14 protein-coding genes are annotated in these 14,109 nt (G+C 72.1%); 8 read left to right on the forward strand and 6 right to left on the reverse strand.

The features are described from left to right. The first annotated feature begins 2 nt into the window (after positions 1-2). The 4 genes from KHP12_RS15055 (at position 3) to KHP12_RS15070 (ending at position 2,661) form a co-directional block, all read left to right on the forward strand. The gene (locus KHP12_RS15055) at positions 3-467 is read left to right on the forward strand and encodes an SRPBCC family protein (RefSeq protein WP_037962524.1); all 465 of its coding nucleotides are present in this window, start codon (positions 3-5) and stop codon (positions 465-467) included. Positions 468-469: 2 nt separating this feature from the next. Continuing rightward, a complete protein-coding gene (locus KHP12_RS15060; protein WP_086881085.1) occupies positions 470-799 on the forward strand; it encodes a TcmI family type II polyketide cyclase in 330 nt (109 codons plus the stop codon). Positions 800-1,194: 395 nt separating this feature from the next. Then, a complete protein-coding gene (locus tag KHP12_RS15065) occupies positions 1,195-1,785 on the forward strand; it encodes a hypothetical protein (protein WP_086881070.1) in 591 nt (196 codons plus the stop codon). A 153-nt stretch (positions 1,786-1,938) separates the two neighbouring features. Beyond that, a complete protein-coding gene (locus KHP12_RS15070) occupies positions 1,939-2,661 on the forward strand; it encodes a class F sortase (RefSeq protein ID WP_086881069.1) in 723 nt (240 codons plus the stop codon). Between the two features lie 77 nt (positions 2,662-2,738). Here KHP12_RS15070 and KHP12_RS15075 read toward each other — a convergent pair whose 3' ends face one another. The 4 genes from KHP12_RS15075 to KHP12_RS15090 form a co-directional block, all read right to left on the reverse strand. Next, positions 2,739-3,809 carry a methyltransferase gene (locus tag KHP12_RS15075; protein ID WP_086881068.1) on the reverse strand — a complete coding sequence of 357 codons (1,071 nt, stop codon included), beginning with the start codon at positions 3,807-3,809 and terminating at the stop codon, positions 2,739-2,741. Positions 3,810-3,820: 11 nt separating this feature from the next. Continuing rightward, entirely contained in the window at positions 3,821-4,897 is a 1,077-nt protein-coding gene (locus tag KHP12_RS15080; protein ID WP_086881067.1) for a right-handed parallel beta-helix repeat-containing protein, read from the reverse strand. A gap of 97 nt (positions 4,898-4,994) precedes the next feature. Then, positions 4,995-6,233 (reverse strand): MBL fold metallo-hydrolase, encoded by a 1,239-nt coding sequence (locus tag KHP12_RS15085; RefSeq protein ID WP_244202686.1) that lies wholly within the window; start codon positions 6,231-6,233, stop codon positions 4,995-4,997. 91 nt (positions 6,234-6,324) lie between these two features. After that, positions 6,325-7,548, reverse strand: coding sequence for an aminotransferase class I/II-fold pyridoxal phosphate-dependent enzyme (locus KHP12_RS15090; RefSeq protein WP_086881066.1), 1,224 nt, complete (start codon positions 7,546-7,548; stop codon positions 6,325-6,327). Positions 7,549-7,654: 106 nt separating this feature from the next. Here KHP12_RS15090 and KHP12_RS15095 point away from each other — a divergent pair, with 106 nt between their 5' ends. Next, positions 7,655-8,197, forward strand: coding sequence for a hemerythrin domain-containing protein (locus KHP12_RS15095; protein WP_211833051.1), 543 nt, complete (start codon positions 7,655-7,657; stop codon positions 8,195-8,197). Here KHP12_RS15095 and KHP12_RS15100 read toward each other — a convergent pair. Next, positions 8,121-8,909, reverse strand: a complete 789-nt coding sequence (locus KHP12_RS15100) for a GAF and ANTAR domain-containing protein (RefSeq protein WP_211833052.1) — start codon at positions 8,907-8,909, stop codon at positions 8,121-8,123. The genes KHP12_RS15095 and KHP12_RS15100 overlap by 77 nt on opposite strands. A gap of 144 nt (positions 8,910-9,053) precedes the next feature. On the opposite strand from KHP12_RS15100, the gene KHP12_RS15105 reads away from it, so the two are divergent. Beyond that, positions 9,054-10,247, forward strand: a complete 1,194-nt coding sequence (locus KHP12_RS15105) for a PAS domain-containing protein (RefSeq protein WP_086881063.1) — start codon at positions 9,054-9,056, stop codon at positions 10,245-10,247. A 75-nt stretch (positions 10,248-10,322) separates the two neighbouring features. On the opposite strand, the gene KHP12_RS15110 is transcribed toward KHP12_RS15105, so the two are convergent. Further along, the gene (locus tag KHP12_RS15110; protein WP_211833053.1) at positions 10,323-10,973 is read right to left on the reverse strand and encodes a sigma factor; all 651 of its coding nucleotides are present in this window, start codon (positions 10,971-10,973) and stop codon (positions 10,323-10,325) included. A gap of 225 nt (positions 10,974-11,198) precedes the next feature. Between KHP12_RS15110 and KHP12_RS15115 the strand changes: the two genes are divergently transcribed. Beyond that, positions 11,199-12,164 (forward strand): TIGR03557 family F420-dependent LLM class oxidoreductase, encoded by a 966-nt coding sequence (locus tag KHP12_RS15115; protein WP_086881061.1) that lies wholly within the window; start codon positions 11,199-11,201, stop codon positions 12,162-12,164. A 46-nt stretch (positions 12,165-12,210) separates the two neighbouring features. Then, positions 12,211-14,016, forward strand: a complete 1,806-nt coding sequence (locus KHP12_RS15120; RefSeq protein ID WP_211833054.1) for a thiamine pyrophosphate-requiring protein — start codon at positions 12,211-12,213, stop codon at positions 14,014-14,016. The last annotated feature ends 93 nt before the right edge of the window (positions 14,017-14,109 follow it).

The following is a 14,109-nucleotide window of genomic DNA, read 5'->3' on the forward strand; positions in this document are numbered from 1 at the left end:
AGATGGCAGGCCACACCGACAACGAAGTCATGATCAAGGCGCCGTTCGACCTCGTCTGGAACATGACCAACGACCTGGAGAACTGGCCGCAGCTGTTCAGCGAGTACGCCTCGGTCGAGGTGCTCCAGCGGACCGGGGACACCACCACCTTCCGCCTGACCATGCACCCCGACGAGGACGGCAAGGTCTGGTCCTGGGTCTCCGAGCGGGAGACGGCCCGCGATGTGCGCACGGTCTGGGCGCGCCGCGTGGAGCCCGGCCCCTTCGCCTACATGAACATCCGCTGGGAGTACGAGGAGGAGTCCGAGGGCACCCGCATGCGCTGGACCCAGGACTTCGAGATGCGGCCCGACGCGCCGGTCGACGACCCCACGATGACGGACCACATCAACCGCAACTCCCGTATCCAGATGGATCTGATCCGGGACAAGATCGAACAGCGGGCCAGGGAGACGGTGGGGGCATGACCATGTACCGCACCATGATCGTCGCCAAGATGCAGCGGGACGCGGCGCCGCAGGTCGCCAAGATCTTCGCGGACTCCGACCGCGGCGAACTGCCCAAGCTGATCGGCGTCACCGGCCGCAGCCTCTTCCAGTTCGGCGATGTGTATCTGCACCTGATCGAGGCGGAGCGGCCGCCGGCCACGGAGGTCACCAAGTACTCCAAGCACCCGGAGTTCCGCGACGTCAGCGCGCGCCTCCAGCCGTATATGCAGGCGTACGACCCGGAGACCTGGCGCGAGCCCAAGGACGCCATGGCCCACGAGTTCTACCGCTGGGACCGGGACCAGGGCTAGCGCACGCATCGCGCCGCACGGGGCCGCCGACGGAGTTCGTCTCCCGGCGGCCCTTTTCGTATGCCGTCATTCGTGGGGTTTCCTTCGCGTGGCGTCTTTCCCATGGCGTCTTTCGCATGGCGTCGCGAGTGGGTCATGCACCGGGCACGAAAATCTCACACTACTGGGCTCATCGGAATGATGCCTGCCGAAAAGGTGAAAGGGCATCAGTCCATTCGCGCGGCAAATGAGTGATCATTGCGCTTATCTCCACCCAGAGGGCTTACAACCAAGCAGATCGCAGGCCGTGCCGAGTGGCAGGGGAAGCCCTCTTCGCTGACGGTGGACAAGACGCCGCTGCGATCCCTTTATCTGGCAAATAGTCAGTATCGCGACGGCGCCGGAAGGAATGGCTCATGCGATCTACTCGCGCACTCTTCACCGGGGCGGCGATTGCCGCCACCCTGACCCTGGGCGCCCCCGCCGCCGCGTTCGCCGCCGACGTCTCGGACCCGGGCGGTCACGGCGGGTACTCGAGCAGCCAGGAGTCCTCCGAGGACGGCTACGGCCAGGGCGGCAGCTCCTGGAAGGACAAGGACGACCACGGCCGCGAGGAAGGCCGGGAAGAGCACGGCAAGGAAGAAGAAGAGCACGGCAAGGAGGAGATGAAGGGCAAGGACGAGGGCGGCGAGCGCGACTGGTCCTCCTCCCACGGCCAGGAAGAGGGCAAGGAAGAGGGCAAGGAAGAGGGTAAGGAAGAGGGCAAGGAGCACGACTTCGGCCGGGAGCACGAGTGGTCCGGCAAGAAGGAGGACCACGACTGGTCCGGTGGCTCCTGGAAGGACCACGAGAAGGGCGACAAGCCGCGCGGTGGCGTCCACACCGGTGGTGGCGGCATGGCCACCACGGGCAGTGGCATGGCCGCCGGCTCGGTCCTGCTTCTCGGTGGCCTCGGCGCCGGTGCCTACGCCCTGCGTCGCCGCAAGCCGACCGGCACCGCGATCTGAGCCTGACTCTTCGTATTCCGTGCTGCCGTGGCACCTCCGCCGAGCGGTGGTGCCACGGCAGTTCCACGAGCGCTGTGAGAAAGCGGCCATGAGAAAGGCGCCTCGAGCTGAGGCGCCATGAGACAAGGCGTTGCAAGAAAGGCGAACACCCCCATGGGAAAGCCGGCCAAGCAGGGCGCTGCCGATGGCAACACCCGCATTCTCCGCTGGGCCGCCGCGTCGGCCCTCATCGGCGCATTCCTCATCTACAACTCCGTGGACGCCGCCTCCCAGAACACCCCGTCGGCCCGGCCCGCGGCGAGCGCCCCCGCGTCCATCTCCGAACCGGAGAGCGACACCTCCAACGAGGACGCGTACGCGGATTCCCCGGAGTCGACGACCGCCCCCGAGTCCCGTCCGGGACCCGCGCTGCCGCGCTCCCCCGCCTCCCATCTGGACATCCCCTCGATCGGCGTGAGCGCGCCCTTCATCCCGCTGTCGCTGGACGCCGCGGGCGTGCTGGTCCCGCCCCCGGACACCGACCAGAACCTGGTGGGCTGGTACGAGGGCGGCCCCTCGCCCGGTGAGCGCGGCAACGCCATCGTGGCCGGGCATGTGGACACCAAGATCGGCCCGGCGGTGTTCTACCCCCTCGGCCAGCTCAAGCCGAAGAGCAAGGTGGCCATCACCCGCGAGGACGGGATCGTGGCGACCTTCGTGGTCGACAGGGTCAAGACGTTCAAGAAGAACGCCTTCCCGGACAAGCAGGTCTACGGGGACACCCCCAACGCCCAGCTGCGGCTGATCACCTGCGGCGGGGCCTACGACCACACGGCCAAGGACTACACGGCCAATGTGGTGGTGTTCGCGCACCTCTCCTCGTACCGGTACAGCTGACGCACCCACAAGGCTCCGCCCCTGGACCTGGGGTCCGGGGGCGGAGCCCTGCCATGCGACGGAGCCGCATATCGGTGCTAGTGGCGGGCCTTGGTGGGCACCGTGGAGTCGAAGGCGTGGAGGGCGCCGTTGACGGGCCGGATGTCGGTCACGTTCAGACCGGCCTCGGTCATCCGCGCCACCATGCTCTCCTCGGTGTGCTTCCGGCCGCCCACATTGAGCAGCAGGAACAGGTCCATCGCCGTGGTGAAGGAGGACAGGCTGTTGTCGACGAGGTTCTCGATCACGACCACCCTGGCGCCGGGCCGCGCCGCCGCGACCACGTTGGCGAGCGTCCGGCGGGTGCTCTCGTCGTTCCATTCGAGGATGTTCTTGATGATGTAGAGGTCGGCCTCGACGGGGACCTCGCGGCGGCAGTCGCCGGGCACGAGCGTGGCCCGCGAGGCCAGCGCCCCGCCGTCCCGCAGCCGCGGATCGGCGTGCGCCACCACCTGCGGCAGGTCCAGCAGCGCGCCGTGCAGCGCCGGGTGCTTCTCCAGCAGGCTGGCCAGCACATGTCCCTGGCCGCCGCCGATGTCCACCACTTCCTTGACCCCGTCGAGGTCGAGGAAGGCGGCGACGTCGGTGGCGGACTGCCGGCTGGAGGTGGTCATCGCGGCGTCGAACACCCGGGCCGACTCGGGCGCGTCCTCATGGAGATAGGCGAAGAAGTCCTTGCCGTAGATCTCGTTGACGACACAGCCGCCGGTGCGCACCGCCCGGTCCAGCCGCGGCCACGCCTCCCAGGTCCATGGCTCGGTGCACCACAGGGCGATGTTCCGCAGGCTGCCCGGGGTGTCCTCGCGCAGCAGCCGGGACATCTCGGTGTGCCGGAAGCGGCCGTCCTCGGTCTCGGCGAAGATCTGGCAGCAGGCCAGGGAGCGCAGCAGCCGGCGCAGCGGGTCGGGTTCGACGTCCACGGCGGAGGCCAGCTCGCCGATGGAGGCGGGCCGGTCGCCCAGCGCGTCGGCGATCCGCAGCCGGACCGCGGCGCGCACCGAGGCCGCCCGTGCGGCGCCGAAGACGATTTCGCGCAGCCGCATGGGCGGCGGGAGCGCGGCCGGCGGGGGCTGTGCCGCGTCGGCTCTGGTGGTGTCCACAGTGGTCATGTCGCCGCCTCTCAGCACCGGCCCGTGGGCGCGGACAGCTCACAGACGTTGTCGGTGAAGGTGTTGTCGGGGCCGTTGTCCCGGTCGGCGAGGTCGGCGGGCTGGTTGCCGCTCATCACGTTCCGGCTGATGGCGTTCTTGGTGTTGGGGGCGCCGACGACGCTGGTGTAGAGCACGATCCCGCCGGACATGGGCGAGGTGCCCACGTTGTCGTTCACCTGGTTGCCCGTCACCCGGGTGCCCTCGGCGCCGGTGAGCACGATGCCGGCGCCCTGGATGAAGGGGAGCCGGTCGGTGGCCGCGCAGTAGGCGTTGTTCTCGTAGACGGAGTTGTGGCGGACGTTCAGGTCCCCGGCGCGCGGGGTCGACTCGTCGCCGACGATGAACACCCCGGCGCAGTTGGCGGTGATGGTGTTCCCCTCGACCGAGAGGTCGCGCAGCCGGCGGACCACGACTCCGGTCCGGTTGCCGCTGAGCCGGTTCCCGGCCACCAGGGTGCCCAGGGCGTCGGTGGCGCCGCCCTCGGCGTCGATGGTGTTGGCCAGGAAGACGCCGGACTGCTTGTTGTCGCGGGAGACGTTGTCGACGAAGGTGCCGCGGGTGGACATCTCCTGGCCCATGCCCTGCTGGCCGTTGGCCTCGGTGGTGGTGTTCCGTACGGTCATCCGGTCGGTGCCGGAGCCCCAGATGCCGTTCTTGGGGAAGCCGGTGACCTTCAGTGAGGCGATCCGGACATCCGAGACGGGGTCTTCGGCCGTCCCGGTGACGCAGATGCCGTGGCCGGCCTCGCCGCAGGCGTTGGCCGACGGCTTCTCGGCCGGGGAGAGCACGGTGGACTCGCCCGCGCCCACCAGGGTCAGCCGGTCGGTGGTGATCTGGATGTTCTCCCGGTAGGTGCCGGGCCGGATCTCGATGGTGTCGCCGGGCACGGCGGCGTCCACGGCGGCCTGGATGGACTCGCCGGGCTGGACCACATGGCGGGTCGCGGCCTGGTCGACGGGGGCGGCGTGGGCTCCGGGGAGCTGGGCGAGTTCGATGACGAGGACGGCCGTGAGGCCGGCGAGGTGGCGAAGTTTAGGTGTGCGCATGAAAAGGAAGTTAGGTGCGCTCCGCACCACTCGCCACTTATGTTCCACTCGTCACTTATACTCCGGATTAGGCCACTTGGACGCCTTATGGCCCGGCCTATTCGAGCACGCGGGAGGCCCCGACCGGCAGATCCCACAGCTCCTCGCGCGGCCGCCCGGTGGCCTCCCAGGCCGCGCGGATCCGGTGCAGCGGCTCCAGGGGCGGCTCGGCCGCGAGCAGGAAGGTGGACCAGTGCATGGGCGCCAGCACCCGCGCCCCCAGGTCCAGATGCGCCTGTACGGCCCCCTCCGGATCGGTGTGCACCCCGGCCAGCATCCAGCGCGGCTCGTACGCGCCGATGGGCAGCAGCGCGATATCGATGCCCGGGTAGCGGCGGCCGATCTGCCGGAACCAGTGGCCGTAGCCGGTGTCCCCGGCGAAGTACACCCGCTGTCCGTCGGGCGCGGTGATGACCCATCCGCCCCACAGCGAGCGGCAGGTGTCGGTGAGGGTGCGCTTGCTCCAGTGGTGGGACGGGACGAAGTCGAAGCGGACCGGGCCGTCCTCGCCGGGCAGTTCGGCCGCCTCCCACCAGTCCAGCTCGGTCACCCGGGTGAATCCGCGCACCCGGAACCAGCGGGCGAGCCCGGCGGGCACGAAGACCGGCGTCGCCTTCGGCAGCCGTTTGACCGTGGGCGCGTCCAGGTGGTCGTAGTGGTTGTGGCTGATGACGACCGCGTCCACGGGCGGCAGGTCCTCCCAGCGGACCCCGACCGGAGTGACCCGGGCCGGAGTGCCCAGGATCTTGCGGGCCCATACCGGGTCGGTGAGCACGGTGAGCCCGCCGATCCGCACCACCCAACTGGCGTGCCCGGCCCAGGTGAGCGCGGTCCGGCCGGGGCCGGTGAGCGGCAGTGGCCCCGGTTCGAAGGGCAGCTCGGGGATCTCGCGGAGCGACTCCACGGGCGGTCTGAGCCGTCCCTCCCGGGCCAGCCGGGCCAGCGCCCGCACCCCCGGCAGCGGGGAGGTGAGCCGGTCGGCGAACGACGGCGGCCACCTGCGGATCTCACCCGGCGGACGCGGGGCGCCGGGCTCGGGGGCGGCCGGTTCGGCGACGCCCGGCTGGGCGCCGCCCGGCTCGGGGCCGGTCGGTTCGGGGGCGGTCGGTTCGAGGCCGGTCGGTTCGAGGCCGGTCGGTTCGAGGCCGGTCGGTTCGAGTGCGGCTTGCTCGGGGGCGCCCGGCTCAGGGGCGGCCGGGGCCAGCCGGGGCCGGGCGGCGGCGCCGGGCCGGGCGCGGCGCCGCCCGGCCGGTTCCGTCGGCTCCGCCGGTTCCGCCTGCTCGGCGTGGTCGGTCATGGCCTGGCTCCCTTCCGTATCTGGGCCGTTCCCGGGCCGGCCCCTCGGTGCCGGCGCGCCATGGAGGTCCATGGCCGGGGTCCGGGGCGGCTCAGGTCACCGGACTGCTTTCGATCAGGTCGCGGAAGGCCGCCTCGAAGGCGCCCAACGCCGTGGCCACATGGGGCAGTTCCAGCGGATCCCGCGTCTGGAGCGCCCGTAGCCGCGCCTCCTCCGCCGCGCCGAGCAGCGGCAGGGTCGCCAGCCGCAGCCGCAGGGTGTGCGGGGGGTCGCCGAAGCGGTGGCCCCCGGCCACGCTCCGGCCGATCCGCCGCACCAGCGCACGCTCCAGCTCCACCGAGTCGGTGATGCCACGGGCGGCGAGCACCCCGCGCAGCTCGTCCAGATCGGCGTAGAGGTGCCGGCCGGCCTGCGGCGGGCGGGCCAGCGCCCCGAGGGCGGTCAGCGCGCGGTAGGCGGCCGCGGCCACGGCCCCGTGCGCCCGGGCGGCGGCCGCCATCCGGTCCCGTACCGGCTCGGGCTCGTCCAGGGCGTACGCGGCGGCCGCCGCGATGGGCGCGGGCAGCCCGGAGCGTACGGCGGTGAGCAGGGACAGCACCCGGCCGCGCAGCTCCGCCCCGCGTTCGGTGGCCGGGAACCGGGCGATCGCGGCGGGCCAGCCCCCCGGGGTGAAGGCACCCGCCAGATCGGAGAGCACGATCACGTTCTCGGGGGACATCTCGGCGGGGCTGAGCAGCACCGTGCCCTGCGGATGGTGGACGGTGTCCCGCCAGGTCTCGTCGCTGACGATCAGCAGCCCCTCGGCCACGGCCGCCTCGCACACCTCGTGCAGCAGCTCGGGCGGGGCCACGGTGCCGGTCGGGTCGTCGGCCGCCGACAACAGCAGGACCCGGGGCACCCCGCCCTCGGCCCGGATCCTGCGGACGATCTCCAGCAGCGCGAACGGATCGGGCAGCCCACCGCATTCGGCCGGGACGGGCGCGTGGTGGGCGCGCCGGTCCACCAGCCGCACCAGCGGCGCGTACCAGGCGGCGCAGGGGCGGGGCAGCAGCACATCGCCGCCGGGGGCCGAGGCGAGCAGCGCCAGCAGCAGCGGCTCGGCGCCGGGGGCGACCACGACATGCTCCGGGTCGGTCCACAGCCCGCGCCGCGACCAGTAGCCACAGGCCGCCGAGCGCAGCCGGGCCGAGCCGCCGACCGGCTCCGGCGCGGTGTGGCCGGCCGCCGCGACGAAGCTGTCGAGCAGCTCCGGGAGGACCGGCAGTCCGCCGTCGTCCCGGTCCGCCGGTGCCGGGGCGGTCCACTGCCGCTGCATTCCGTCCACACCTCCGCCCGTGTCCGGCGGGTCACCGCCCACGTATGTCCACCTTCGCAGATCTCCGGCCCCGTTTCGCGGAAGGGGCCCGGGGGACCCGGGCGCCATGACAGCGACGCCGGAACAACACGATGTGGTGACCCTGCTCACCGCGGACCACCACGCGGTGCGCGACCTCTTCGAGGGGTACCGCACCACCACCGACCCGGAGCTGCGGCGGCAGCTGGTCGACCGGATGACGGTGGCGGTGGTGCGGCACTCCGTGACCGAGGAGGTCCATCTGTACCCCACGGTCCGCAAGGCGCTGCCGAACGGCGACCGGATCGCCGACGAGGAGATCGAGGAGCTGACCGAGGCCGAGCGGATCCTGTCCGACCTGGACGCCGTGGACCCCCGGGACCCGCGGTTCGACCCACTGGTCCGGGAGCTGATGGACGTGGTGTCCATGCATATCCGCGGCGAGGAGGACCTGGTCTTCCCCGAGCTGCGGGAGCGGCTCACCCCCGAGGAGCGGATGGCGCTGGGCCTGCGGGTCGGCGAGGCGGCGGCCGCGGTGCAAGGGGTGCCCCCGGTCAGCTCGGAAGGTCCCGGTCCTGGCCGGACGCTGGCCGCCCGGGTCCGGGAGCAGCTGACCGGCCGAACTCGATGAGGTTCCGCTCCAGACCACGGCCGCGGGTGCGCACCACGGTCCCGGCGAGCTCCGCCAGCTTGCGGTTGGTCTGCTGGGAGAACCTGCGCAGCAGGTCGAACGCCTGGTCCGGGTCGCAGCCCAGGACGTACATGACGATGCCGCACGCCTGGTCCACCACCGGCCGGCTGCGCAGCGCCGTGTCCAGCTGGTCGACCTGGACCAGGGCGGCGCGGTAGAGCCGGTCACGGGCCATGCTCTCGGTGGCCAGGTCGCCGAGCAGCCCGGTGGTGCCCTGGGCGGCCTTCCGCAGCGGCCCCGGGCGCAGCCCGTAGAGCGAGACGGTCACGGTGAGCCCGTCGTAGACGAAGGGCAGGGCGGCGGAGGACCGGATGCCCGCGTCCAGCGCCCGGGCCCGGTAGCGCGGCCAGCGGTCGTCGTGGAGCAGATCGTCGGCGCCCTCCGGGCGGCCGCTGTCGAGCGCCGAGATGATCGGGCCCTCCCACGCGCTCATCTGCACCGACACCAGCGGGGGGAGATCGGGGTGGGTGGCCACCGTGGTCCGGTCGGCGTCCGCGGCAGCGGAGGGCTCCTCGGCGAGCACGGCGGTGGCGGTGGCCCCGCAGCTCTGCGGCGTTCCCGCGGCGGCCTGCTCCGCCAGTTCGACCAAGCCGCGTCCGAGGGACGGCGCGTCGGTCTGGCGGGCTGCGCGGATGTGCGTACGGTCGGGCATCGCCGGGTTCACTCCTTTCGCTCCGGTGCGAGGTGCTGTCCGGCCCCGTTTCCTTCCGGGGCCTGATTTTTCGGGTCTCCAGATCATTGAGTCGAAAACAACGCCCATGCGGTACTCCGCGGCCGGTCAGGCTACGGTGTGCCCATGCCAGGCGCAGAGCAGTTTGGTGCGGAGCTCTCAGACTTCCGCAAACGGGTTGAGGAGTTGCGGACCGCGCGAGCGCTGCCCCCGCAGGAGCGGCCGTCCCTGCTGGACGCCGCTCTCTTCGAACTCCAGCATGTGGTGGACGTGCTGTGGCCACGGTACGAGGAGCTGACGGCCGGCTCGTCCCGGGGCTCCGGCGGGGGCCGGGGCGACCCGCAGGAGCAGCAGCTGCTGCGGGCGCTGTTCCAGCGGCTGCCGATCGCCACGGTGCTGCTGGACCGCGACGCCGTGGTGCGGCGCATGAACTTCACCGCCACCCAGCTGTTCCACACCCGGGCCGGATACGCCACCGGTCGCCCGCTCACCGCCGCGCTGCGGCGCGACGGGCAGGCGGCGCTGCGCTCGCAGGTCGCCGCCGTCGCGCGCGGCGAGGGCGACCGCAGTCTGACGGTGTGGCTGTCGCAGCCGCCCGTCCACGGTGAGGTGCGGGTGACCCTGGCCGCGCTGCGGCCGCCGGGCGAGCCGCATCCGGCGGTGCTGGCGACGTTCCAGCCCGGGGTGGCCGGCCCGTCGGCGGGCGAGGGTGCGGCCGGGGTGCGGCCGCAGGAGTCCCGGCCGGATCTGGGCGAAGTGTCCCGCCATGCCGAGCTGCTGGACCTGGTGGACGACATGACGGCGGCACTGCTGAGGGCGGCGCCCGCCGGGGGTGGTCCGGAGGCGGTGCTGGCGGCGGCCTCGGAGGTGCTGCACGGCCGGTTCGCGGACTGGGTGATCGCCGATCTGGCCCCGGAGGCCGGTCCCGGCAACCCGCGCCGGGTGATGGCGCTCGGCCCGCGGGAGGCGGTGGGCGACCGTACGGCGTCCCTGGCCGAGCAGGATCCGGCCGACTGCCCCCTGGTGGTGGACGCGCTGTACGAGGGGGCCTCCGCGCTGCGGGTGAGCCCGGTCGAGGCCGAGGCCTTCGGCCGGGACGCCACGGGCGCTCCGGTGCTGGTGCGGGAGGAGGTCACCTCGCTGCTGTGCATACCCCTGCGCGCCGGCGCGGGCCCGGTCCTGGGGGCGCTCACGCTCTTCCGCACGGGCGGGCGCGGTGCCTTCGAGATGGCGGAGGCGGGCGTGGCGGACCGGATCTCCCGCCATGTCGCCCTGGCCATGGCGCGCACGGCCGAGCGCGCCCCGGCCCCCGAGGCGTGAGGCACGCGCGGCCCCCGCTCGGGCGGCAGCATCGGAGCCTGCCCGCGCTCAGGCCGCACCGGAACCTGCCCGCGCTCAGGCCGCACCGGAACCTGCCTGCCTGCCCAGCCGGGCGCAGGTGGCGCTGAGCGGACGGGAGACCTGCATCTGGGAGATGCGGAGCCGGAAGCCGTCGTCCGCGCCGCGCGGTTCCGCGTCCAGCGACAGCGTGGCGAAGCCGCCCAGGGCCTCCATGCCGGTGCGCACATCGGCCTCGCTCGGACCGGTGTGGGCAGCGACGCCGACCACGTCCGGGGTGGGCGCGTCCGGTGCGCGGGTCAGCTCCTGGACGGCCTCGCGGACCTGGCTGCGCAGCTCCTGGGCCCGGCGTGGGACGCGCAGGCTCCACATGTGGTCGCGGAAGTGCCGCTTGACCTCCCCGACCACGGTCGGGACGGGGTAGCTCTCGAAGGCCGAGCCGCGGTCCGGGTCATAGCGCCTGACGGCCTTGCCCAGGCCGACCATGGCGGCCTGCCGCAGATCCTCGGCGGCCTCGCCGCGGTTGCGGAACTTTCCGGCGAGCCGCTCGGGCATGGGCATCCAGACGCGGACGACGTCCTGCCGCAGGGCCTCCTTCGACGGCCCGTCCGGCAGGGTGGCGATCCGGCGGAACTCGGCGGAGGTGTCCGGGGCGTCGTCGTGCGGATGCCTGGGGTGTGCTCGGGGATGTGCTCGTACGGACGTCATACGCCGTACCTCCCTTGAGCTGTCGTCGGTCTCACCACGGAGGCAAAATCGGACAAAAGGGTGACCCGGTGGTCACGCCTCTGGCGGCCGGGCCGCTCCCGTGGCGTGCCTCCGGTCCGAAGCGCTTAAGGCGCGTGCCCGTCCCGGGCCGGACCAAACGAGGTTTTCTTCCCCGGGCCCCGGTTACCCGTCGCATCCGCAGGAATCCGCGCTCGAGGAGGCCCCATGACCGAGTACGGCTACTTCCTGGCCGCCGAAGAACACGGGCCCGCGGACCTTGTCGAGCAGGCACGGATGGCGGAGCAGGCCGGGTTCAGCCATTTGTGGATCTCGGACCACTACCACCCCTGGAACGACGCCCAGGGCCAGAGTTCGTTCGTCTGGTCGGTGATCGGGGCCCTCGCACAGGCCACCAGCCTGCCCGTGCAGACCGCGGTGACCTGCCCCACCATCCGCATCCACCCCGCCATCGTGGCCCAGGCCGCCGCCACCAGCGCGGTGCTGCTGGAGGGCCGCTTCCGGCTGGGCGTGGGCAGCGGCGAGGCGCTGAACGAGCATGTGCTGGGCGACCGCTGGCCGCCCGCGCCGATCCGGCTGGAGATGCTGGAGGAGGCCGTGATGGTGATGCGCCAGCTGTTCGAGGGGCGCCGCGTCACCCATCACGGCAAGCACTACACGGTGGAGAACGCCCGGCTGTACACCGTGCCCGAGGAGCCGGTGCCCATCGACATCGCGGCCTTCGGATCGGCCGCCGCCGCGCTGGCCGGACGGGTCGGCGACGGCTTCATCACCATGACCCCGGACGCGGAGCTGGTGGCGCGGTTCCGGCGCGGCAGCGGCGCCGGGGGCAACAGCAAACCGGCCCGCGGCGGCCTGAAGGTGGCTTACGGCCCGGATCCCGACGAGGCCCTGCGCACGGCCCACCGGCTGTGGCCGACCGAGGGGCTGCCCGGCGAGGTGCTGTCGACGCTGACCACCCCGGGCCAGTTCGAGCAGGCCGCCCAGCTCGTCACCCCCGAGCGCATCGCCGATGAAGTGGTCTGCGGGGATGACGCGGAGGCGCATGTGGCCGCGCTGAACGCCTACGCGGAGGCCGGGTTCGACACCGTCTACGTCAATCAGATCGGCCCCGACCAGCGCGGCTTCTTCGACTTCTACCGCACCAAGGTGCTGCCGCAGGTGGCCGGTTGAGAGTGATCACCGGGAAAGGCGATCACCGAGAGGAGCGATGACCCACATGACCAGGAAAGTGGCCGACTACATCCTCGCCCGACTGTCGGAGTGGGGTGTCGAGCATGTGTTCGGCTACCCGGGGGACGGAATCAACGGCCTGCTCGCCGCATGGGGGCGGGCCGAGAACGAGCCCCGGTTCATCCAGGCCCGGCACGAGGAGATGGCCGCGTTCCAGGCCGTCGGCTACGCCAAGTTCAGCGGCCGCCTCGGCGTCTGCGCGGCGACCTCGGGACCCGGCGCGATCCACCTGCTGAACGGGTTGTACGACGCCAAGCTGGACCACGTCCCGGTGGTGGCGCTGGTCGGCCAGACCCACCGCAGCGCGATGGGCGGCTCGTACCAGCAGGAGGTGGATCTGCACAGCCTCTTCAAGGACGTGGCCTCCGACTTCCTGGAGACGGTCACCGTCCCCGAGCAGCTGCCCAACGTCCTGGACCGGGCCATCCGCACCGCCTACGCCCGCCGCGCCCCCACCGCCGTGATCATCCCGGCGGATGTGCAGGACCTCGACTACTCCGCGCCCACCCACGAGTTCAAGATGGTGCCCTCCAGCCTGGACCGCAGCGGCTGGTCCGCGGTGCCCTCCAACAGCGCGGTGGAGCGGGCCTCGGAGGTGCTCAACGCGGGCGAGCGGGTGGCGATCCTGGTCGGCCAGGGCGCCGCCGGGGCCCGCAAGGAGGTCCAGCGGGCGGCCGAGACCCTCGGCGCCGGGGTGGCCAAGGCGCTGCTCGGCCTGGATGTGCTCAGCGATGAACTGCCCTATGTCACCGGAGCCACCGGACTGCTGGGCACCCGGCCCTCGTACGAGCTGATGCGGGACTGCGACACCCTGCTGACCATCGGCTCCAGCTTTCCGTACAGCCAGTTCCTGCCGGAGTTCGGCAAGGCGCGCGGGGTCCAGATCGATCTCGATCCGCACATGATCGGGATGCGCTATCCGTACGAGGTCAACCTGGTCGGTGACGCGCGCGAGACCCTGCTGCGGCTGCTGCCGCTGCTGGAGCGCAAGGAGGCGCGGGACTGGCAGGAGGAGATCGTCGCGGGCGTACGGCGCTGGCGCGAGGTGATGGCCTCCCGCGCGGAGGTGTCCGCCGACCCGATCAACCCCGAGTACGTGGCCCACTGCCTGGACCCGCTGCTGCCCTCCGACACCATCGTCACCTGCGACTCCGGGTCCGTCGCCAACTGGTACGCCCGCCATCTGCGGATGCGCGGCGAGATGCGCGGCTCGCTTTCGGGCACGCTGGCCACGATGGGCTGCGGGGTGCCGTACGCCATCGGCGCCAAGTTCGCCCGTCCGGACCGGCCGGCGGTGGCGCTGGTCGGGGACGGCGCGATGCAGATGAACGGCCTGGCGGAGCTGATCACGGTGGCCAAGTACCGCCGGTTGTGGGAGGACCCCCGGCTGGTGATCGCCATCTGGAACAACCAGGACCTCAACCAGGTCACCTGGGAGATGCGGGCCATGGGCGGGGCGCCCCAGTTCCTGCCCTCGCAGACGATCCCGGATGTCTCCTACGCGCGGTTCGCCGAATCGCTCGGCATGACCGGCATCCGGGTGGAGAAGCCCGAGCAGGTCGAGCGGGCGTGGCGCGAGGCGCTGAGCGCGGACGGCCCGGCGGTCGTGGAGTTCCTCACCGACCCGGACGTCCCCCCGATCCCGCCGCACGCCACCTGGGAGCAGATGGAGGCCACGGCCGAGTCGATCATCAAGGGCGACCCGGACCGCGCGGGCATGGTCCGCCAGGGCCTGAAGGCGAAGGTGCAGGAGTTCCTGCCACACCGGAAGAAGACGTCGGACAACGCCTGACGTCACCTGATGTTCCCGTTTCGACCCCGTCCGCGCTGGCTACCCGCCGCACCGGACGGATGCCGAACCCGGACCCGAAGAGACCGGAAGGAC

Source organism: Streptomyces asiaticus, assembly GCF_018138715.1.
In the GTDB taxonomy this organism is placed as follows: Bacteria; Actinomycetota; Actinomycetes; order Streptomycetales; family Streptomycetaceae; genus Streptomyces; species Streptomyces asiaticus.